This is a genomic window from Paraburkholderia gardini (genome assembly GCF_907164575.1).
Lineage (GTDB): Bacteria > Pseudomonadota > Gammaproteobacteria > Burkholderiales > Burkholderiaceae > Paraburkholderia > Paraburkholderia gardini.
Genome location: NZ_CAJQYY010000003.1, coordinates 160,601 through 180,314 on the forward strand (window position 1 = coordinate 160,601; position 19,714 = coordinate 180,314).

The 19,714-nt window shown below is 64.6% G+C and carries 17 protein-coding genes; 10 read left to right on the forward strand and 7 right to left on the reverse strand.

Annotation, left to right across the window (positions count from 1 at the left end):
- Nucleotides 1-61 precede the first annotated feature (61 nt).
- A complete protein-coding gene (locus tag LPA34_RS03655) occupies nucleotides 62-1,300 on the forward strand; it encodes a DUF3734 domain-containing protein (protein WP_228975034.1) in 1,239 nt (412 codons plus the stop codon).
- On the opposite strand, the gene LPA34_RS03660 is transcribed toward LPA34_RS03655, so the two are convergent.
- Nucleotides 1,297-1,842, reverse strand: coding sequence for a cob(I)yrinic acid a,c-diamide adenosyltransferase (locus LPA34_RS03660; protein WP_228975036.1), 546 nt, complete (start codon nucleotides 1,840-1,842; stop codon nucleotides 1,297-1,299). The two genes, LPA34_RS03655 and LPA34_RS03660, sit on opposite strands and share 4 nt — an antisense overlap.
- A gap of 241 nt (nucleotides 1,843-2,083) precedes the next feature.
- Here LPA34_RS03660 and LPA34_RS03665 point away from each other — a divergent pair, with 241 nt between their 5' ends.
- From LPA34_RS03665 to proC, 6 genes are all read left to right on the forward strand, one after another.
- Nucleotides 2,084-3,499 (forward strand): FAD-linked oxidase C-terminal domain-containing protein, encoded by a 1,416-nt coding sequence (locus LPA34_RS03665; protein WP_228975038.1) that lies wholly within the window; start codon nucleotides 2,084-2,086, stop codon nucleotides 3,497-3,499.
- A gap of 52 nt (nucleotides 3,500-3,551) precedes the next feature.
- Complete coding sequence (locus tag LPA34_RS03670; protein WP_228975043.1) at nucleotides 3,552-5,045, forward strand: FAD-linked oxidase C-terminal domain-containing protein; 1,494 nt, start codon at nucleotides 3,552-3,554, stop codon at nucleotides 5,043-5,045.
- 157 nt (nucleotides 5,046-5,202) lie between these two features.
- The gene (gene glcE, locus LPA34_RS03675) at nucleotides 5,203-6,291 is read left to right on the forward strand and encodes a glycolate oxidase subunit GlcE (RefSeq protein WP_228975044.1); all 1,089 of its coding nucleotides are present in this window, start codon (nucleotides 5,203-5,205) and stop codon (nucleotides 6,289-6,291) included.
- 7 nt (nucleotides 6,292-6,298) lie between these two features.
- Entirely contained in the window at nucleotides 6,299-7,525 is a 1,227-nt protein-coding gene (gene glcF, locus LPA34_RS03680) for a glycolate oxidase subunit GlcF (protein WP_228975046.1), read from the forward strand.
- Nucleotides 7,526-7,616: 91 nt separating this feature from the next.
- On the forward strand, nucleotides 7,617-8,315 hold the full coding sequence (locus LPA34_RS03685) for a YggS family pyridoxal phosphate-dependent enzyme (protein ID WP_228975048.1): 699 nt from the start codon (nucleotides 7,617-7,619) through the stop codon (nucleotides 8,313-8,315).
- A 22-nt stretch (nucleotides 8,316-8,337) separates the two neighbouring features.
- Nucleotides 8,338-9,153 carry a pyrroline-5-carboxylate reductase gene (gene proC, locus LPA34_RS03690; RefSeq protein ID WP_228975050.1) on the forward strand — a complete coding sequence of 272 codons (816 nt, stop codon included), beginning with the start codon at nucleotides 8,338-8,340 and terminating at the stop codon, nucleotides 9,151-9,153.
- Nucleotides 9,154-9,275: 122 nt separating this feature from the next.
- On the opposite strand, the gene ubiA is transcribed toward proC, so the two are convergent.
- The 6 genes from ubiA to recG all read right to left on the reverse strand — a co-directional run bounded on the left by ubiA (nucleotide 9,276) and on the right by recG (nucleotide 16,471).
- Complete coding sequence (gene ubiA / locus LPA34_RS03695; RefSeq protein WP_228975052.1) at nucleotides 9,276-10,139, reverse strand: 4-hydroxybenzoate octaprenyltransferase; 864 nt, start codon at nucleotides 10,137-10,139, stop codon at nucleotides 9,276-9,278.
- A gap of 291 nt (nucleotides 10,140-10,430) precedes the next feature.
- Nucleotides 10,431-10,919, reverse strand: coding sequence for a Dps family protein (locus tag LPA34_RS03700; protein ID WP_228975055.1), 489 nt, complete (start codon nucleotides 10,917-10,919; stop codon nucleotides 10,431-10,433).
- 136 nt (nucleotides 10,920-11,055) lie between these two features.
- A complete protein-coding gene (locus LPA34_RS03705) occupies nucleotides 11,056-11,238 on the reverse strand; it encodes a hypothetical protein (RefSeq protein ID WP_228975056.1) in 183 nt (60 codons plus the stop codon).
- A 62-nt stretch (nucleotides 11,239-11,300) separates the two neighbouring features.
- Nucleotides 11,301-12,761 (reverse strand): catalase, encoded by a 1,461-nt coding sequence (locus LPA34_RS03710; protein WP_228975058.1) that lies wholly within the window; start codon nucleotides 12,759-12,761, stop codon nucleotides 11,301-11,303.
- A gap of 372 nt (nucleotides 12,762-13,133) precedes the next feature.
- The gene (locus tag LPA34_RS03715; protein ID WP_228975060.1) at nucleotides 13,134-14,093 is read right to left on the reverse strand and encodes a LysR substrate-binding domain-containing protein; all 960 of its coding nucleotides are present in this window, start codon (nucleotides 14,091-14,093) and stop codon (nucleotides 13,134-13,136) included.
- A 167-nt stretch (nucleotides 14,094-14,260) separates the two neighbouring features.
- Nucleotides 14,261-16,471: an ATP-dependent DNA helicase RecG gene (gene recG, locus LPA34_RS03720; RefSeq protein WP_228975061.1), complete on the reverse strand. Its 2,211-nt coding sequence runs from the start codon at nucleotides 16,469-16,471 to the stop codon at nucleotides 14,261-14,263.
- A 178-nt stretch (nucleotides 16,472-16,649) separates the two neighbouring features.
- Here recG and queA point away from each other — a divergent pair, with 178 nt between their 5' ends.
- From queA to yajC, 3 genes are all read left to right on the forward strand, one after another.
- Nucleotides 16,650-17,699 carry a tRNA preQ1(34) S-adenosylmethionine ribosyltransferase-isomerase QueA gene (gene queA, locus LPA34_RS03725; RefSeq protein ID WP_228975064.1) on the forward strand — a complete coding sequence of 350 codons (1,050 nt, stop codon included), beginning with the start codon at nucleotides 16,650-16,652 and terminating at the stop codon, nucleotides 17,697-17,699.
- Nucleotides 17,700-17,813: 114 nt separating this feature from the next.
- Nucleotides 17,814-19,001, forward strand: a complete 1,188-nt coding sequence (gene tgt, locus LPA34_RS03730) for a tRNA guanosine(34) transglycosylase Tgt (RefSeq protein ID WP_228975066.1) — start codon at nucleotides 17,814-17,816, stop codon at nucleotides 18,999-19,001.
- A 254-nt stretch (nucleotides 19,002-19,255) separates the two neighbouring features.
- Entirely contained in the window at nucleotides 19,256-19,579 is a 324-nt protein-coding gene (gene yajC, locus LPA34_RS03735) for a preprotein translocase subunit YajC (protein WP_228975067.1), read from the forward strand.
- The last annotated feature ends 135 nt before the right edge of the window (nucleotides 19,580-19,714 follow it).

Sequence of the window (19,714 nt, forward strand, 5' to 3'; positions counted from 1 at the left end):
CAGCCGTACCGGAATCCACCCCGCCGGGCCTGCCCGGCGTGCTTCATCACGAGGCTAGAAAATGGCAACCCAGTCTGATCAGAATCCGCGCCCGCCGCTCAGTGAAATCGTCTCGCAGCACTATGAAACCGTGGCGCTCGTGCTGCAGGGGGGCGGTGCGCTCGGCTCGTATCAGGCCGGCGTCTATGAGGGGCTCGCCGAGGTCGGTATCCATCCGGACTGGGTCGCGGGTATCTCGATCGGAGCGTTGAACACCGCGATTATCGCGGGCAATGCGCCGGAGAAACGCGTCGATGCGCTCAAACAGTTCTGGGCCACGATCTGCCAGCCCGCTTCGCCGCTGAGCTTCTGGCCAGCGGCACTGGAAACCCGGCTCTTCGGCATTTCCGACTCGTTTCGCCAGGTGTTTTCGTCGTGGTATGCGACCCGCGCGCTGCTGGATGGCCAGAAGGGCTTTTTCACGCCGCGCTTTCCGCCGCCGGTCGGGCCGCGAACGCTCGATGTGACCGAAGCCAGCTATTACGACACCCGCACGCTCAAGGGCACGCTGGAGCAGTTCGCCGATTTCGACCGTATCAATCACGGCGGCATGCGCGTGTGCGTCGGCGCGGCGAACGTCGCAACGGGCAACCTCACGTTCTTCGACAACGCACACCTCACGTTGCGGGCGGAACACTTCATGGCATCCGGCGCGTTGCCTCCGGGTTTTCCAGCTGTGGAAGTGGATGGCCAGTTTTACTGGGACGGCGGGCTTATCTCCAACACGCCGCTTTCGGAAATACTCGGACAAACGCCACGGCGCGACACGCTCGCGTTCCAGGTCGACCTGTGGAGCGCACAGGGCACGCTGCCGTCGAACATGGGACAGGTCGACGATCGCGCGAAAGATATCCAGTATTCCAGCCGGACGCGGGCTGTCACGAATAACGTGCGGCGCACACAACTGCTACGCCGCACGCTTCGAGAGGTACTGCGCCATGTGAGTCCGGAGACGCTTGAAAACGATCCGTGGTGCAAGATCGCCGCACGTATGTCGACAGACAAGCGCTACAACGTCGTGCAGTTGATCTACAAAGACAAGCCGTACGAAAACCAGTTCAAGGATTTCCAGTTCGGCTACAACACGATGCTGGATCACTGGGCGACGGGGCTTGCCGATATCCGCGAAACGCTCGCTCATCCGGAATGGCTTGACCCGCCGCAGAACGAGGCGGGTTTCGCATCACGCGACGTGCACGCACCGGGCAGCAGCGACGGGCTCGGCCCAAAGACAGGCGCGGAGCGCGAGGCCGGTGTCTAGCGGTCGTGCTGCCATAGCACGTCCGTGCCGCCTTCGGCGCGATTCAGCACGCGCGCGAGCACGAACAGCAGGTCTGACAGCCGGTTCATGTACTGACGTGGCGCGGCGTTGACGGTCTCGATCTGGCCGAGCGCGACGATCGAGCGCTCGGCGCGGCGGCACACCGTCCGGCACACGTGCGCGACGGCTGCGGCGCGCGAGCCGCCGGGCAGGATGAACTCCTTTAGCGGCGGCAGCGTTGCGTTGTATTGTGCGAGCCACGCGTCGAGTTGCGCGAGCTGCGCGTCGGCGATCATGGTGTGGCCGGGAATGCAGAGCTCGCCGCCAAGATCGAACAGATCGTGCTGGATCGCGACGAGCGCCTGCCGCACATCGTCGGGCAACGCTTCGCATAGCAGCACACCGAGGTTCGAATTCAGCTCGTCGACGTCGCCGATCGCGGCGATCCGCGCGCCATCCTTGCGCACGCGGCTGCCGTCGCCGAGGCCGGTGGTGCCGTCGTCGCCGGTTCGGGTGGCGATTTTGCTCAGGCGATTGCCCATGATGATTCCTTTAAGTGATGACGACGCGGCAACACACGGTTCATGCCATGCCATGCCAGTGCCGTGCCCATCGCACGCTTGCGATTCGCTGGAAAGGGCTCGTGTCGCGCGCAGCATCTGCGGCGAGGCCATCGCGCCATTATAGGTTTGTCAGGCGCGACCCGCGCCAGGCGGGCGATCAGCGTAAAATGGACGTCAACAATCGAATCATTCGAACATCGTCCGCTTTCAGGAGACACGCGTGAATCATCCTGTGCCACCGGCACCGCTGCGCCGTCCGTTCGCCGCTGAACTGCTGGTCGCGCTGAAGGCCGCATTCGCCGATCGCGTTTCGACATCCGATGCCGTGCGCGCCCATCACGGCCGCGACGAATCCCCGTTCGATCCGCAATTGCCGGACGCCGTCGTCTACGCCCGCACGACCGAAGAAGTGCAGAGCATCGTCAGGCTCTGCGCGCAGTACGACGTGCCCGTCATTCCGTACGGCAACGGATCGTCGCTCGAAGGACATCTGCTTGCGGTCCAGGGCGGCGTGTCGATCGATCTGTCGGAGATGAACCGCGTGCTGGCGATCAACGCGGAGGACCTCACCGTCACCGTGGAGCCCGGTATCTCGCGCAAGCAGTTGAACGAAGCGTTGCGCGACACCGGCCTCTTCTTCCCGATCGACCCAGGCGCGGATGCCAGCATCGGCGGCATGTCGGCGACGCGCGCGTCGGGCACCAACGCCGTGCGCTACGGCACGATGCGCGAGAACGTGCTTGGCCTGACCGTCGTACTCGCCGACGGCCGCATCATCAAGACCGGCACGCGTGCGCGCAAATCGTCCGCGGGCTACGACCTCACGCGCCTCTTCGTCGGCTCGGAAGGCACGCTCGGCGTCATCACCGAAATCACCGTGCGGCTCTATCCGCAGCCTGAAGCGGTGTCGGCGGCGGTGTGCACATTTCCGTCGATGGGCGACGCGGTGCGCGCCGTCATCGAAACGATCCAGATCGGCGTGCCGATTGCCCGCGTCGAGTTTGTCGATTCGCTCGCGATCCGCTCGATCAACCGGCATTCGAACCTGACGCTGCGCGAAGCGCCCACGCTGTTCTTCGAGTTCCACGGCACCGAAGCCGGCGTGAAGGAACAGGCCGAACTCGTTCAGGACATCGCTTCGGAGAACCACGGCGAAGGCTTCGAGTGGGCGACGCGACCGGAAGACCGCAGCCGCCTCTGGAACGCGCGGCACAGCGCCTACTTCGCGATGCTGCAGCTAAAGCCGGGCTGTCGCGCGGTGACGACCGACGTGTGCGTGCCGATTTCGCGTCTTGCGGAATGCGTCGTCGAGACCGAACAGGACCTGAAGGAATCGCCGCTGCCCTGCCCGATCGTCGGTCATGTGGGCGACGGCAATTTTCACGTCGCGATCCTGATCGACCCCGACAAGCCGGAAGAACTCGTCGAAGCCGAACGGCTCAATCACCGGATCGTCGAGCGCGCGCTGCGCATGGACGGCACGTGTACCGGCGAGCATGGTGTCGGGCTGCACAAGATGGGATTCCTCGTCGAGGAGCACGGCGAAGACACGGTCGACACGATGCGCGCGATCAAGCACGCGCTCGACCCGCGCAATCTGATGAACCCGGGCAAGATTTTTTCCTGGGCGGCATGACCCGACAGGCGAACCGGCATTCCACGACCGCGCGCCCGAAGAAGGAGGAGACATGAACGCACCTGGCGAACTTTCGCCTGAAGTTCTCGCCCAGCGCCAGCGCGAAGTCGTGCAGGCGCTGATGGCCGTACTGCCGACGCACTGCCTGCTGTATCGCGAAGAAGATACCGTCGCCTACGACTGCGACGGCCTCGCCGCATATCGCCGGCTGCCGCTCGCGGTTGCGTTGCCGGAAACGGAGTCGCAGGTGCAGCGCATCGTGCAGATCTGCCATCGGCTAGGCGTGCCGATCGTGCCGCGCGGCGCCGGCACCGGCCTGTCCGGCGGCGCGCTGCCGATCCGCCATGGCGTTGTCGTGTCGCTCGCGCGCTTTCGCAAGATCGTCGAAGTCGATTCCTATGCGCGCACCGCGACTGTCCAGCCGGGCGTGCGCAACCTCGCCATTTCGGAAGCCGCGGCGCCGTACGGCCTTTACTACGCGCCCGATCCTTCCTCGCAGATCGCCTGCACGATCGGCGGCAACGTCTCGGAAAATTCCGGCGGCGTGCATTGCCTGAAATACGGCCTCACCGTGCACAACGTGCTGCGCGTGCGAGCCGTCACGATGGAGGGCGAGATCGTCGAGTTCGGCTCGCTCGCGCCCGACGCACCCGGCCTCGATCTGCTCGCGGTGCTGATCGGCAGCGAAGGCATGTTCGCGATCGTCACCGAAGTTACCGTCAAGCTGATCCCGAAACCGCAAACCGCGCAGGTCATCATGGCCAGCTTCGACGACGTCGTGAAAGGCGGCGACGCGGTTGCCGGCATCATCGCGGCGGGCATCATTCCGGCCGGCCTCGAAATGATGGACAAGCCAGCGACGCGGGCCGTCGAGGAATTCGTCAACGCCGGCTACGATCTCGACGCGGCCGCCATCCTGCTATGCGAGTCGGATGGCACCCCGGAAGAAGTTTCCGAGGAAATCGTCCGCATGACGGCGGTGCTGCGTGAATGCGGCGCGACGCGCATCCAGATTTCGCGCACGGAAAGCGAGCGGCTCAAGTTCTGGTCGGGCCGCAAGAACGCGTTCCCGGCCGCCGGACGCATCTCGCCCGACTACTACTGCATGGACGGCACGGTGCCGCGCCGCAGTATCGGGCCACTGCTGTCGCGCATCAGCGAGATGGAGAAAAAATACGCGCTGCGCTGTATCAACGTGTTCCACGCGGGCGACGGCAACATGCATCCGCTGATCCTCTTCAACGGCAACGATCTCGACGAATGGCACCGGGCCGAAGCGTTTGGCTCGGACATCCTGGAATGCTGCGTCGAGCTGGGCGGAACGGTGACGGGCGAACACGGTGTGGGCATCGAGAAGATCAACTCGATGTGCGTACAGTTTTCGCCCGAGGAGCGCGACGCGTTTCACGCGGTCAAGCGTGCATTCGATCCGCCCGGCCTCCTGAATCCCGACAAAGGCATCCCAACGCGTGCCCGCTGCGCCGAATACGGCCGGATGCATATTCGCGGCGGCTTGCTGCCGCATCCGGATTTGCCGAGGTTCTAGCGCGGTCTGCACCGTCGCAAGCTGGACGCCCCACCGGCGCCGGGCTGCTGCGCCGCGCCACTCGCGCAGCCCGTATGGGCAAACCCGGGGTCGCCCCCGGCTTGCCAGCGCCGCCCCGCCCGGTACAATCGGACGAAACACAACGAAGCAGGACGACATGGAAGAGGACGACATCGTCGCCGTTTGGTCCGAACGTATCCGTTCGGCCAGCGCTGAAGGACGCGCGGTGCGCATTCGCGGCGGCGGCACGAAAGACTGGTACGGCCAGAGCCTGGAAGGCGACATCCTCGACACGCGCGCGCATCGCGGCATCATCGCTTACGATCCGGCGGAGCTCGTGATCACGGCGCGCGCCGGCACGCCGCTCCTCGAAATCGAAGCGACGCTAGCAGAACACCGGCAGATGCTGGCGTTCGAACCCCCGCACTTCGGCCCACAGGCAACGTTGGGCGGCTGTATCGCGGCCGGCATTGCCGGGCCGCGACGCCCTTCGGCCGGCGCCGCGCGCGACTTCGTGCTCGGCGCGGTCATCATGAACGGTCACGGAGAAACGCTGCATTTCGGAGGCCAGGTCGTGAAGAACGTCGCGGGCTATGACGTGTCGCGCCTCATGGCCGGCTCGCTCGGCACGCTCGGGCTGATACTCGAACTGTCGGTGAAGGTGCTGCCGCTTCCGGTCGCCGAGGCGACGCTCAAGTTCGACATGAACGGCACCGACGCCGTGCGCAAGCTCAACGAATGGGCCGGCCACCCGCTGCCCATCACCGCGAGCGCATGGCGCAACGGCACGCTTGTCATGCGCCTGGCCGGCGCCGAAGCCGCGGTCAAATCGGCGCGTACGTCGCTCGGCGGCGAAGTGGTCGATGCGGTCGAGGCCGAACGCTTCTGGGCGGGGCTGCGCGAACAGACCGACCCGTTCTTCTCCGCGATCGCGCCGGGCGCCGCGTTGTGGCGCCTCGCGTTGCCGTCGATTACCGAGCCCTTGCAACTGCCGGGGGCGCAACTGATGGAATGGGGCGGCGCGCAGCGCTGGTGGATCACCGACACCGACGCGCAGACCGTGCGCATCAGCGCCAAACAGGCCGGCGGCCACGCGACCATCTTCCGCACCGGACACGGCTTCGACCGCAGCGCAGGCGTGTTCACGCCGCTGCCCGCGCCGCTGATGAAAATCCATCGCGGCCTGAAGGCCGCATTCGACCCGGCCCGCATCTTCAATCGCGGCCGGCTCTACCCCGACTTCTGAGCGCGCGATGCAAACCAACCTCGCGGACTTCATTCGCAATACGCCCGACGGCGATGAAGCCGATTCCATCCTGCGCAAATGCGTGCATTGCGGCTTCTGCACGGCGACCTGCCCCACGTACCAGCTACTCGGCGACGAGCTCGACGGACCACGCGGCCGCATCTATCTGATCAAGCAGATGGTGGAAGGCGCACCCGTCACGCGCAGCACGCAGATGCACCTCGACCGTTGCCTCACGTGCCGCAACTGCGAATCGACCTGCCCCTCGGGCGTGCAGTACGGACGCCTTGTCGAAATCGGCCGCAAGGTGGTCGAGGAGCATGTCAGGCGGCCTCCCGGCCAGCGCCTGCTGCGCCGTATTCTGGCGAGCTTCCTGCCAAACAGCGCGCTCTTCACGCCTGCGATGCGGCTCGGCCAGCACGTGCGCCCGCTCCTGCCGAAAAAACTGCGCGACAAGGTGCCTGCCCGGCAACCGCTGCTCGAATGGCCGACGGCCCAGCACCCGCGCAAGATGCTGATGCTCGCCGGTTGCGTGCAGCCTTCGATGATGCCGAACGTCAATATCGCGACAGCGCGTGTGCTCGACGCGCTCGGCGTCGAGACCATCGTCGCGCCGGAAGCCGGCTGCTGCGGCGCGATCCGCCTGCACCTCGGCTATAACGACGAAGCACTCGACGACATCCGCGCCAACATCGACGCATGGTGGCCGCACGTCGAAGCCGGCGCCGAAGCGATCGTGATGAACGCGTCCGGTTGCGGCGCGACGGTACGCGAATACGCGCACCTGTTGCGCGGCGACCCGGCGTATGCGGACAAGGCACGCCGTATCGTCGAGCTCACCCGCGACATCTGCGAAATCCTGCCCGATTTCGAGGAGTCGCTCGCAGCACTCGCGCGCCGCCGCGCCGTGCATACGGTCGCCTTCCACCCGCCGTGCACGCTGCAGCACGGCCAGCAGGTGCGCGGGCGCGTCGAGCATCTGCTCACCGCGCTCGGCATCGAAGTGCGCCTGCCCGCCGACAGCCACCTGTGCTGCGGTTCGGCCGGCACCTATTCGCTCACGCAACCGACGCTTTCCTACACGCTGCGCAACCAGAAGCTCGAACGGCTGCGCGCGCTGGAACCGCAGCTGATTGTTTCGGCCAACGTGGGTTGTATCGCGCATCTGCAAAGCGGCACGTCGATTCCGGTCAAGCACTGGATCGAACTGGTTGAGCATATGCTTTCGGCCTGACGTTTTTCACCTGGCCGTTCGGATGACCCGGCGGCGAGGAATGGCGTCCGTATAATTCATTCCATCGCCTTGCTGTGTGTCCAACTGTCCGATGCCCGATCTCATTCATCACCTCGACGCGGTGCGTCAGCGCATCGCGCTGGCCGCTCGCGGCGCCGGTCGCGACCCGCGTTCGGTCGAACTGCTCGCGGTTTCGAAAACGTTTCCCGCTGAAGACGTGCGCGCGGCGCACGCCGCCGGACAACGCGCGTTCGGCGAAAACTACGTGCAGGAAGCCGTCACGAAAATCGAAGCGCTGGCCGACCTGCGCGCGGATCTCGAATGGCATTTCATCGGCCCGCTGCAATCGAACAAGTCGAAACCCGTCGCGGAAAATTTCGACTGGGTTCACTCGGTCGATCGCCTGAAGATAGCCGGGCGCCTGTCCGCGCAGCGGCCGGACGATCTGCCTCCGCTCAATGTCTGCCTGCAGGTGAATGCAAGCGGCGAAGCATCGAAGAGCGGCATTGCGCCCGGCGAAGCGCTGGAACTCGCCCGCGCCGTCGCCGCGTTGCCCCGGCTGCGGCTGCGTGGCCTGATGTCGATTCCCGAGCCCGCGGGCGACATCGAGGCACAACGCGCGCCGCATCGTCTGGTGCACGCGCTCTTCGAACAGCTTCGTGCGGAAGGGCTCGAACTCGACACGTTGTCCATGGGCATGTCGGGCGATCTCGAAGCGGCCGTCATCGAAGGTGCGACGATCGTGCGCGTCGGCACGGCGATCTTCGGCGCACGCGACTACTCAAACTGAACAGAACACTTCACGGAACATCATGAAAATTGCTTTCATTGGCGGCGGCAACATGGCTGCGGCACTTATCGGCGGTCTCATCAAACGTGGTGTGGCGCCGGCCGACCTGTATGCGATCGATCCCAACGAAGAAGCGCGCGCGCGCAATGCGCAGCAATTCGGCGTGCGCACCGGCGCTGCGGCTGACGCTGTGCTCGCTTCGTTCGACGCCATCCTGCTCGCGGTCAAGCCGCAGATCCTGAAGAGCGTCGCTGCGGGCCTGGCGCCGTTTCTGCGGGCGGAGCAGCTCGTCATCAGCATTGCCGCGGGCATTCGTGCCGACGATCTGTCGCGCTGGCTGAACGGCCATGCGCGTGTCGTGCGCACGATGCCGAATACACCGGCGCTGATCGGCATGGGCGCGACGGGCCTGTTCGCAACGCCGGGCGTCGACGAAGCGGGCTGCGCGCTCGCCACCAGGGTTCTCGGCGCGGTGAGCAACACAGTATGGTTCGACGACGAAGCAAAGATCGATGCCGTGACCGCCATTTCAGGCAGCGGCCCGGCATACGTGTTCTATTTCATCGAAGCGCTGGAAGAAGCCGCGCGCCAGCTCGGCATGGACGCGGCGCAAGGGCGCGCGCTTGCCGTCGCGACGTTCACGGGCGCAGCGCAACTGGCGGCGCAGTCCGACGCGTCGCCCGCCGTGCTGCGCGAACGCGTGACGTCCAAAGGCGGCACGACGGCGGCGGCGCTTGCATCGTTCGATGCATCGGGTGTCAAGGATGCGATCGTGCGCGGCGCGCTGGCCGCGGACGCGCGGGCAAAAGCGATGGGCGACGAATTCGGCAAACAGTAACGGACGGAGCCGCTTCGGGTCGCCGGCTGCGGTCATCCGGTTGACTGTAACCTGCGTGATGCAGCGGCCTTGCCGGTGGCGAGCGCGACTATCCCCGCTGGCCGTGTGCAGCACCTGTGGCGTTAGAACGCTCCAGCGGCATAGTGCGCCGCGATCCCCACGAACAGCATGCCGCCCAGCCAGTTGTTATGGCGAAACGCCGCAAAGCACGACATGCGCTCGCGGTTGCGGATGAGCGTGTAGTGATAGACCGCGCATCCGGCCGCCGCCGCCCAGCCGAGCCAGTACAGCGCGCCGAAACCCAGCACGATGCCAATGCCGACGTAGATGCCAAGCGTCATCGCGTAGCAGAGCATGATCGCGAGCACATCGAAGCGACCGAAGGTGAGCGCGGAAGTACGGATGCCGATCTTGATGTCGTCGTCGCGATCGACCATCGCGTACTCGGTGTCGTACGCAACCGACCAGAACACGTTGGCAAGCAGCATTACCCACGCGAGCACCGGCACCTGGTTCTGGATTGCAGCGAAGGCCATCGGAATGCCAAAACCGAACGCGATGCCGAGATAAGCCTGCGGAATCGCGAAGAACCGCTTCGTGAACGGGTACGAACCGGCGACAAAAAGCGCTGCCACCGACAGTTCCTTCGTCAGCGTATTGAGCGGCAGGATCAGCAGAAACGCGATCAGCGACAGCCCGGCGGCGAGCGCCACGGCCTCCCACGCCTTGATCTTGCCTGACGTGATCGGCCGGTTTTCGGTGCGCTTCACATAGCGGTCGAAATCGCGGTCGGCGTAATCGTTGATCGCGCAGCCGGCCGAGCGCATCAGGATCGTGCCGACCACGAAAATCACGAGCAGGGAAAACGACGGATGGCCGTCCGACGCGATCCACAAGGCGTTGAGCGTCGGCCACAGCAACAGCAGACTGCCGATGGGCTTGTCCATGCGGACAAGGCGGAGATAGAGCGGAAGTCGGGCGAACATGGGAAGCCGGGTAAGAACAATTCCGACATTCTAGAGCAGCATGGCAAGCGGTGACCCGCGACCGCCGCCTGCGCCCGTTTCGCCGGTGCGCGAGGCCAGCCACAGGTTGATGCGCCGCCGGAAAATTCAGCCGGATCACGGCCACATGTAAAAACAGCCCACCAGGTGCTAACCTGGCAGGCCGTTCCGTCCTGCTTTCTCACCGGCGCCGCGCATCGCAATCGTCGCCCGGCACGAACCGGACGGGATCTGACCAGCCGCAGCGCCGGTTCACTGCCGAACCATTAACTATCAGGCCAGCATCGAACGCAGCATCCACGCGGTCTTTTCGTGCGTCTGCATACGTTGCGTCAAGAGATCGGCGGTCGGCTCGTCATGCGCTGCTTCGGTCGACGGGAAGATTTCGCGCGCCGTGCGCACCACCGCTTCCTGGCCCTCGACGAGCTGGCGAATCATGTCTTCGGCGGCCGGCACACCGTCGGCTTCCGGAATCGACGAAAGCTTCGCGAATTCCTTGTAGCTGCCCGGTGCATGCACGCCCAGCGCGCGGATACGTTCGGCGATCAGATCGACGGCCATCGCGAGTTCGGTGTATTGCGTCTCGAACATCAGATGCAACGTGTTGAACATCGGGCCCGTCACGTTCCAGTGGAAGTTGTGGGTCTTCAGGTACAACGTGTACGTATCGGCGAGAAGACGCGACAGCCCTTCCGCGATCTTCTTGCGATCCTTGTCGCTGATACCGATATTGACGTGCTGTACTGCTGCTTTTTTGGCCATGACGACTCCTTTTTAAGAGTGATACGAACCGGTCGGCAGGTTCAGGATCGCATGCGCGAGCCCGAGCGCTGGATGCCCGACAGTGTAGCCTGGGCAACCCCGCACGCGCGCGGGCGAACGGTCGCGCCCGCGCCTGTCAGCCGCCGAAAGCATGCTGCAGAACCTGTGCGGCGATCACGGCAAGACCGCTCGTGACGATCGCGAGTCCCACCATCTTTCTCGCAACCGTCGCAGCGTGCGTGTGCGCGACGTAACGCGCGCCGCCCGTTGCGCGGACACCGTTCGTACGGTTCATTGCATGCTGCACTGTCCGGTTCATGATGCTTCTCCTTCGATTCAAACCCGGCGGTGCACAGATGCGCACCGCCATACCGCCTGACTTCAATTACCGCTTGCGTCCTGCTGTGCGAGCTTTGCGATCGCCGCGACGACGCCTTCGGCATACGCCGGATCGATGCGCCTGAAGTGCTCGATCTGACGCGCGACGATCTCGTCCGGCACGCCGTTGATGTGCCGCGCGATGTTGCCGAACAGTCGCTCGCGTTGTGCTGCATCGAAAATCCGGAACAGCGCGGCCGGCTGGCTGTAGTAGTCGTCGTCTTCCCGATGGTCGTAGCGATCGACGTTCCCGGCAGCGAGCGGCGGTTCCGCGGCGTTGCGGTCCTGCGCAAAGTCACCAAAGCGGTTCGGCTCGTAGTTCGCCGTACCGCCCAGGTTGCTGTCGGTGCGCATGCCGCCGTCCCGATGGAACGAATGCGGCGACGCGACGCGCGACGCATTCACCGGAATCTGGTGATGGTTCACGCCCAGCCGGTAACGCTGCGTGTCGCCGTATGAAAAAAGGCGCCCCTGCAACAGGCGGTCCGGCGAAAACCCGATACCCGGCACCACGTTCGCCGGCGAAAACGCCGCCTGCTCGACGTCCACGAAGTAGTTGCCGGCATTACGGTTCAATTCAAGGGTGCCGACGTCGATCAACGGATAGTCCTTGTACGGCCACACTTTCGTGATGTCGAACGGATTGTAGCGATACGTCGCGGCCTCCGCTTCCGGCATCACCTGAATGCAGAATCGCCACTTCGGAAAATTCCCGCTGTCGATGTTCGCGACCAGATCGCGTTGCGCGCTTTCACGATCGGCGGCGATCACCTGCGCGGCTTCGGCGTCGGTATGGTTTTCGATACCCTGCATCGACCTGAAGTGGAACTTCACCCAGAAGCGCTCGTTATTCGCGTTGATGAACGAGTACGTGTGCGAGCCGAAGCCGTGCATCGTCCGGTAGTTCCGCGGAATGCCGCGATCGCTCATCACGATCGTCACCTGGTGCAGCGACTCCGGATGCTGCGACCAGAAGTCCCACGCCGCGACGTTGCTGCGCGTGTTCGTGTACGGGTCGCGCTTTTGCGTATGGATGAAGTCCGGAAACTTCAGCGGATCGCGAATGAAGAACACCGGCGTGTTGTTGCCGACGACATCCCAGTTGCCCTCTTCCGTGTAGAACTTGACGGCGAAACCGCGCACGTCGCGCTCGGCATCGGCGGCGCCGCGCTCACCGGCAACGGTCGAAAAACGCATGAAGAGCGGCGTTTCCTTACCGACCTGCGCAAACACCTTTGCTTTCGTGAAGCGCGAGATGTCGTGCGTGATCTTCAGCGTGCCGAACGCGCCGGACCCTTTTGCATGGACGCGTCGCTCGGGAATCACCTCGCGGTCGAAGTGCGCCAGCTTCTCGATCAGCCAGACATCCTGCAGCGCGACCGGGCCGCGCGGGCCCGCGGTCATCGAATTCTGGTTGTCGGCGACGGGCGCACCGGCGGCAGTGGTGAGTTTGCGTTCAGACATCCTTCTACTCCTGGCTTTTACTGGAAATTGAGCGTGGTGCCACAGGCGACACAGCCGCTATGGCCGCGAACCTCAGGCCGAAATCGCGCGATCGACGAGAAGTGCGAACGCCACGGTGCGCAGCGATGCGGCAAGGGTCTGTACCGGGAGCGTCGTGGCTTGCTGGGCAAGCGGGGAATGGGCTTGATTCATGGGTTCCTCCGGGAGTGTCGGATCGGGCGATCCATGGAGGAAACTATAACAATGGCTATTGAATTATAGAATTTGATTAAACATATCTATTCGATAGTCGAAGCCCTGAATCTGGGAGGGCTTCTTCTGGCCGCGCGGCGCGATGCCGGCGGCCAGTTCAACCGATGAGACAGCGCGCGTTTAACTGACCGCTACTGGCTGCTCGAGCTTGCTCACGCCGGACAGATCGCAGGCGTTGATGGCATCGCAGATGGCGTCGATGGCGGGCATCCGCGTGAAACTCTTGCGCCATGCCAGCACGACGCGACGGTCGGGTACCGGCTCGTCGAAATGCACGTAGCTGAGGAGCCCCGAGTCGACACCGCCCGCGTGCGGCTTCACCTCGGTCACCGACATGCGCGGCAGCACGGTGATGCCAACGCCGCTTGCGACCATATGGCGGATCGTCTCGAGCGAAGAGCCCTCGAACGTCTTCTGGATGCCGTCGGCGTTCTGCGAAAAGCGCATCAGTTCCGGACACACGCCCAGCACATGATCGCGGAAGCAGTGGCCGCTGCCGAGCAGCAGCATGGTTTCCTGCTTCAGGTCGCTGGGGTCGATTTTCGCGCGCGTCTCCCACGCGTGGCCCGACGGCAGCGCGACGACGAACGGCTCGTCGTACAGCGGACGCAGCATCAGGCCGGTTTCAGGGAACGGCAGCGCCATGATGGCGACGTCGATTTCGCCCTGCTTGAGCAGTTCGATCAGCTTGAGCGTGTAGTTTTCCTGCAGCATCAGCGGCATCTGCGGGACGCGCCGGATCATCTGCTTGACGAGCGTGGGCAGCAGATACGGCCCGATCGTGTAGATCACGCCCAGACGCAGCGGGCCGACGAGCGGATCCTTGCCCTGCTTGGCGATTTCCTTGATGGCGAGCGTCTGTTCCAGCACGCGCTGCGCCTGCGAGACGATCTGCTCGCCCACCGGCGTCACGCTGACTTCGCTCGTGCCGCGCTCGAAAATCTGCACGTTCAGTTCGTCTTCGAGCTTCTTGATCGCCACCGACAGCGTCGGCTGGCTGACGAAACACGCTTCGGCCGCCCGGCCGAAGTGCCGTTCGCGGGCAACCGCGACGATGTATTTCAATTCAGTGAGCGTCATTGGGGACCAATCAGAGCGATGGATTCGATAGGTTTCTGTTATACACCTATGGGGCCAATTCGCCAACCCGGGTTGACTTCAATGCAGGCAAAACCGCCGGCGCCCTGTCCAGCCCGGGTTGCGGGCCGCCCGCCGCCGGCGCGGCGCGGCATGGCGGGCGTCAGACGTCAGGCCTTCAGATAGTGCTCGCGCGCGCCGAGCCAGCGGGCCAGGTGCTGCGTGACGACATCCGGGTATTCGTCGAGCAGACGCGCGGCCGCTTCGCGCGCCGGCTCGATCAGCCAGCCGTCCTGTTCGAGATCGGCAAACCGCAGCATGGCCGCGCCCGACTGTCGCGCACCCAGAAACTCACCGGGACCGCGGATTTCGAGGTCGCGCCGCGCGATTTCGAAGCCGTCGGTCGTTTCGCGCATGGTCTGCAACCGTGCGCGGGCGGTTTGCGACAGCGGCCCGGTATAGAGCAGCACGCACACCGACGCCGCACTGCCGCGCCCCACCCGCCCGCGCAACTGATGCAGTTGCGCGAGACCGAAGCGCTCGGCGTGCTCGATCACCATCAGCGATGCGTTCGGCACGTCGACGCCCACTTCGATCACCGTCGTCGCGACCAGCAGTTGCACTTCGTTGCGCGTGAAGGCGTCCATCACCGCGGCTTTTTCGGCGGGCGCGAGGCGCCCGTGCACGAGGCCGACGTTCAGTTCCGGCAACGCCGCGATCAGCGTTTCGTACGTTTCAACCGCGGTTTGCAACTGTAGCGTCTCGCTTTCCTCGATCAGCGGGCAGACCCAGTAGACCTGGCGCCCTGTCAGCGCCGCCTCGCGCACGCGGCCGGTCACTTCTTCACGGCGCGCGTCGGAAACCAGTTTTGTCAGGATCGGCGTGCGGCCAGGCGGGAGTTCGTCGATGGTGGAAACGTCAAGGTCCGCGTAGTAGGTCATGGCGAGCGTGCGCGGAATCGGCGTGGCCGACATCATCAGCTGATGCGGCTGGAAGTCGCGCGCGCCGTCGGCGGCGTTTTGCCCCTTCGCGCGCAGCGCGAGGCGCTGTTCGACGCCGAAGCGGTGCTGTTCGTCGACGATCACGAGGCCAAGGCGCGCGAACTCGACGGCGTCCTGGATGATCGCGTGCGTGCCGATCACGAGCTGCGCGGTGCCGAGCGCCGCGGCTTCGAGCGCCGCGCGCTTGTCTTTCGCCTTCAGGCTTCCGGCGAGCCACGCGACGCTCACGCCGAGCGGTTCGAGCCAGCCGCGCAGCTTGCGCGCGTGCTGTTCGGCGAGGATTTCGGTCGGCGCCATCAACGCGGCCTGATAGCCCGAGTCGATCGCCTGCGCGGCGGCGAGCGCCGCGACGACCGTCTTGCCGCTGCCGACGTCGCCCTGCAGCAGACGCTGCATCGGATGCGGCTGTGTCAGATCCTGCGCGATCCCGGCCGTGACGCGCTGCTGCGCGCCCGTCAGCGCGAACGGCAACGCGGCGAGCAGGCGCGTGACGAGCGAAGCCTGATCCGCCGGCCCGCGACGCGGCATCGCCGGTGCCGCGCGGGTGCGCCGCTCTTCATGTGCGCGCTTGAGCGACATTTGCTGCGCGAGCAGTTCCTCGAACTTGATGCGCGTCCAGGCCGGATGCGTGCCGTCGATCAGCGCGTGCTCGTCCGAATCCGCGTTCGGGTGATGCAGCGTACGTACCGCGTCGATCAATGGCGGCACACCCAGCGGCTGCAGATACGCCTGCGCGACCGGCACGGGCAGCAGTTCCGGCAGCGCGGTGCGCGACAGCGCGTTATCGATCGACTTGCGCAGATAAGCCTGCGTCACGCCGGCGGTGCTCGGATAGACGGGCGTCAGCGCCTGCGGCAGCGGCGTTTCTTCTTCGACGACTTTCACCGCCGGATGCACCATCTCCATGCCAAAGAAGCCGCCGCGCACATCGCCGCGCACACGCAGCCGCTGGCCGATCGCCATCTGCCTGACCTGCGAGCCGTAGAAGTTGAGAAAGCGCAACACGAGTTCGTCGCCGGCATCGTCACGCAGCTTGACCAGCAACTGGCGACGCGGACGCCAGGCAATCTCGTTGTCGAACACGACGCCTTCGGTCTGCGCGATGCCGCCTGGCAGCAGTTCGCCCATGGGCGTGAGCGACGTTTCGTCTTCGTAGCGCATCGGCAGATGCAGCACGAGATCGATGTCGCGCGTGAGACCGAGTTTGGCGAGTTTGTCGGCGGTTCGGGTGGGCGCCGCAGCGGGCTTTTTCGCGCTGGCCTGATCGTCCGCCTGCGCATTCGACGCCGCGGCCGCCGCCTTGCCGCGCGCGGCGCGGCGTTTCGGCGCGACGCTCACTTCTTCGGTATCGGCAGGCATACGGCGTTCGGGCAAGGGCATGTGTCGCTTCGCAAGTACAATATCGGCTTTCCGGGGTGGTGCAGCGCTGCCGCGCGCGCCATGCCGGCACACCCGACGGGTCGCTCACGCGGGCTGGCGCAGCAATGTTTCGCAATCATAGCCGCTCGCCGCCCGGCACCGGTTCAATTCAGCATCGATTCACATCCAGTCCGTTCGCATGTTCACGCTTTCCGATTTCGATTTTGTCCTGCCGCCCGAGCTGATCGCGCAGACCGCGTTGCCCGAGCGCAGCGCGAGCCGTCTGCTCGAAGTGGACGGCTCGCGCGCGCCCGCCCGCTTCAACGACCGCCGCTTCGCCGAGCTGCCCGAGTGCATCGCGCCCGGCGATCTGCTGGTCTTCAACGATACCAAAGTCCTGAAGGCACGCTTCCTCGGCCAGAAGGCCAGTGGCGGCAAGATCGAAGTGCTGGTCGAACGGCTGACTGGCGAAACGACCGCGCTCGCGCAGATCCGCGCCAGCAAAAGCCCGGCGCCCGGCACGACGCTGCGTCTCGCGGATGCATTCGACGTCACGGTCGGCGAGCGTGTCGAGCCGTTCTACACGCTGCACTTTCCCGCGGACTGCCTGACGCTGATCGAGCAGTACGGCCGGCTGCCGCTGCCGCCCTACATCGAGCACGACCCCGACGCGACCGACGAGACGCGCTATCAGACCGTGTTCGCGCGGAACCCGGGCGCCGTCGCCGCGCCGACCGCCGGCCTGCACTTCGATACATCGCTGCTCGCGCGTCTGGACGAGAAAGGCATCGAGCGCGCGACGCTGACGCTGCATGTCGGCGCGGGTACCTTCCAGCCGGTGCGCGTGGAGAATCTCGACGAGCACAAAATGCACAGCGAGTGGTATCAGTTGCCGCAGACGCTCGTGGATCGCATCGCCGCGACCCGGGCGCGTGGCAACCGCGTGATCGCGGTCGGCACGACCTCGATGCGCGCGCTCGAAGCCGCCGCGCGCACTGCCGAGGAAGCCGGTCGCCCGCTCGCGGCAACGAGCGCCGAAACGGACATCTTCATCACGCCAGGCTACCGGTTCCGCATCGTTGACCGGCTGGTGACGAACTTCCACCTGCCGAAGTCGACGCTGTTGATGCTGGTGTCGGCGTTCGCCGGGATCGACACGATCCGCGCCGCCTACGCTCACGCGATCGAAGAGCGGTACCGCTTTTTCAGCTACGGCGACGCAATGCTGCTCACGCGCCGCGACGCGTGATTCACAGCGGCCCGGATATCAGGTAACAGGCAGTTTCAACCCGCCGCCGCGCCAGGCGAGAGCGGCATTCTTCATCTGCGCCGGACTGTTTTCCGGTGGCACAGGAGTCTTTTCATGACCGACGGTCATCAGCACGAAACACAAACCGGAAGCCCGGACAACGGCCTCAAGTTCGAACTGCTCACCACCGACGGCGAGGCGCGCCGCGGCCGCGTGACGCTCAATCACGGCGTCGTCGAAACGCCGATCTTCATGCCGGTCGGCACGTACGGCACGGTGAAGGCGGTCCAGCCGCGCGAACTCGAGGAGATGCACGCGCAGATCATCCTCGGCAACACGTTTCACCTGTGGCTGCGCCCCGGGCTCGAGACGATCGCCGCGCACGGCGGCCTCCATTCCTTCATGGGCTGGAAAAAGCCGATCCTGACCGATTCAGGCGGTTTTCAGGTGTTTTCGCTCGGCGATCTGCGCAAGATCACTGAAGATGGCGTCACGTTCGCGTCGCCGATCAACGGCGACAAGCTCTTCCTGTCGCCGGAAGTGTCGATGCAGGTCCAGAAGGTGCTGAACTCCGACATCGTCATGCAGTTCGACGAGTGCACACCGTACGCGACCGATAACGTCCCGACGTCGCACCAGGAAGCGGCTGATTCGATGCGCATGTCGATGCGCTGGGCGAAACGTTCGATCGACGAATTCAACAGGCTCGGCAACCCGAATGCGCTCTTCGGCATCGTTCAGGGCGGCATGTTCGAGGATCTTCGCGACGAATCGCTGGCGGGCCTGTCGGAAATCGGCTTCCACGGCTTAGCGATCGGCGGGCTTTCGGTCGGCGAGCCGAAGGAGGACATGATGCGCGTGCTGAACCACATCGCACCGAAGCTGCCGGCGAACAAGCCTCACTACCTGATGGGCGTCGGCACACCGGAGGATCTGGTCGCTGGGGTTGCAGCCGGCGTCGACATGTTCGACTGTGTGATGCCGACCCGCAATGCGCGCAACGGCTGGCTCTTCACCCGTTTCGGCGACGTGAAGATCCGCAACGCGACGCACCGGAACTCGCTGCGCCCGCTCGACGAGCGATGCGGCTGCTACACCTGCCGCAATTTCACCCGCGGCTATCTGCACCATCTGCATCGCGTGGGCGAAATCCTTGGCGCGCAGCTGAACACGATCCACAACCTGCACTACTACCTGGAATTGATGCAGGAAATGCGCGACGCGATCGAAAACCACATGTTCGACGCGTTCCGCAAGCTGTTTCACGAAAACCGGGCGCGAGGCGTCGAAGGGCCTGCCTGACGGCGTTCCCACGTTGTGGGTAAGGCCGCGTCGCCCGCAAACGCCCGTCCATTACCGCGTGCGGCGAAATCCGCAGAACAATGCGCCCATGCGACGGAACAAACCTTACAATCATCTTTCGCAATATGTGATCGAGCTGCACCTGTCGCAAATAACAGCTTGATCGGAAAGCGCATTTCATGTGCAGTTGCGGCTTATAGCAGGTGGTAGAATAACCGGCTGCATTTTTTGATCGTTATAACGGAGAGACCAACGTGTCGTTCATTTCCAATGCCTTCGCGCAAGGCACCGGTGGCGCAGAATCGAGCCTGATGAGCTTCCTGCCCCTGATCCTGATGTTCGCTGTGCTGTATTTCATCATGATCCGTCCGCAAATGAAGCGCCAGAAGGACCACCGCAACATGCTCGCCGCAATGGCCAAGGGCGATGAAGTCGTCACGAATGGCGGCATCGTGGGCAAGATCACCAGGGTGAGCGATGCTTACGTTGGCGTCGAAATTTCTGAGGGCACTGAAATCACCGTGCAGAAAGCCTCGGTGACGCAGATTCTCCCGAAAGGCACGCTCAAGTCGCTGTAAGGCCTGCTCTTCGCGTCCGGCGCGGCCTCGCCGGAACCGCACATGGCTCACGCCACGGTTCCCGCGCTCATCGCCGGACGCATCGCCTGAAAGCCAGGAAATCGGACCGGGCTTCCAGGCCAACCTTCCCGTTGG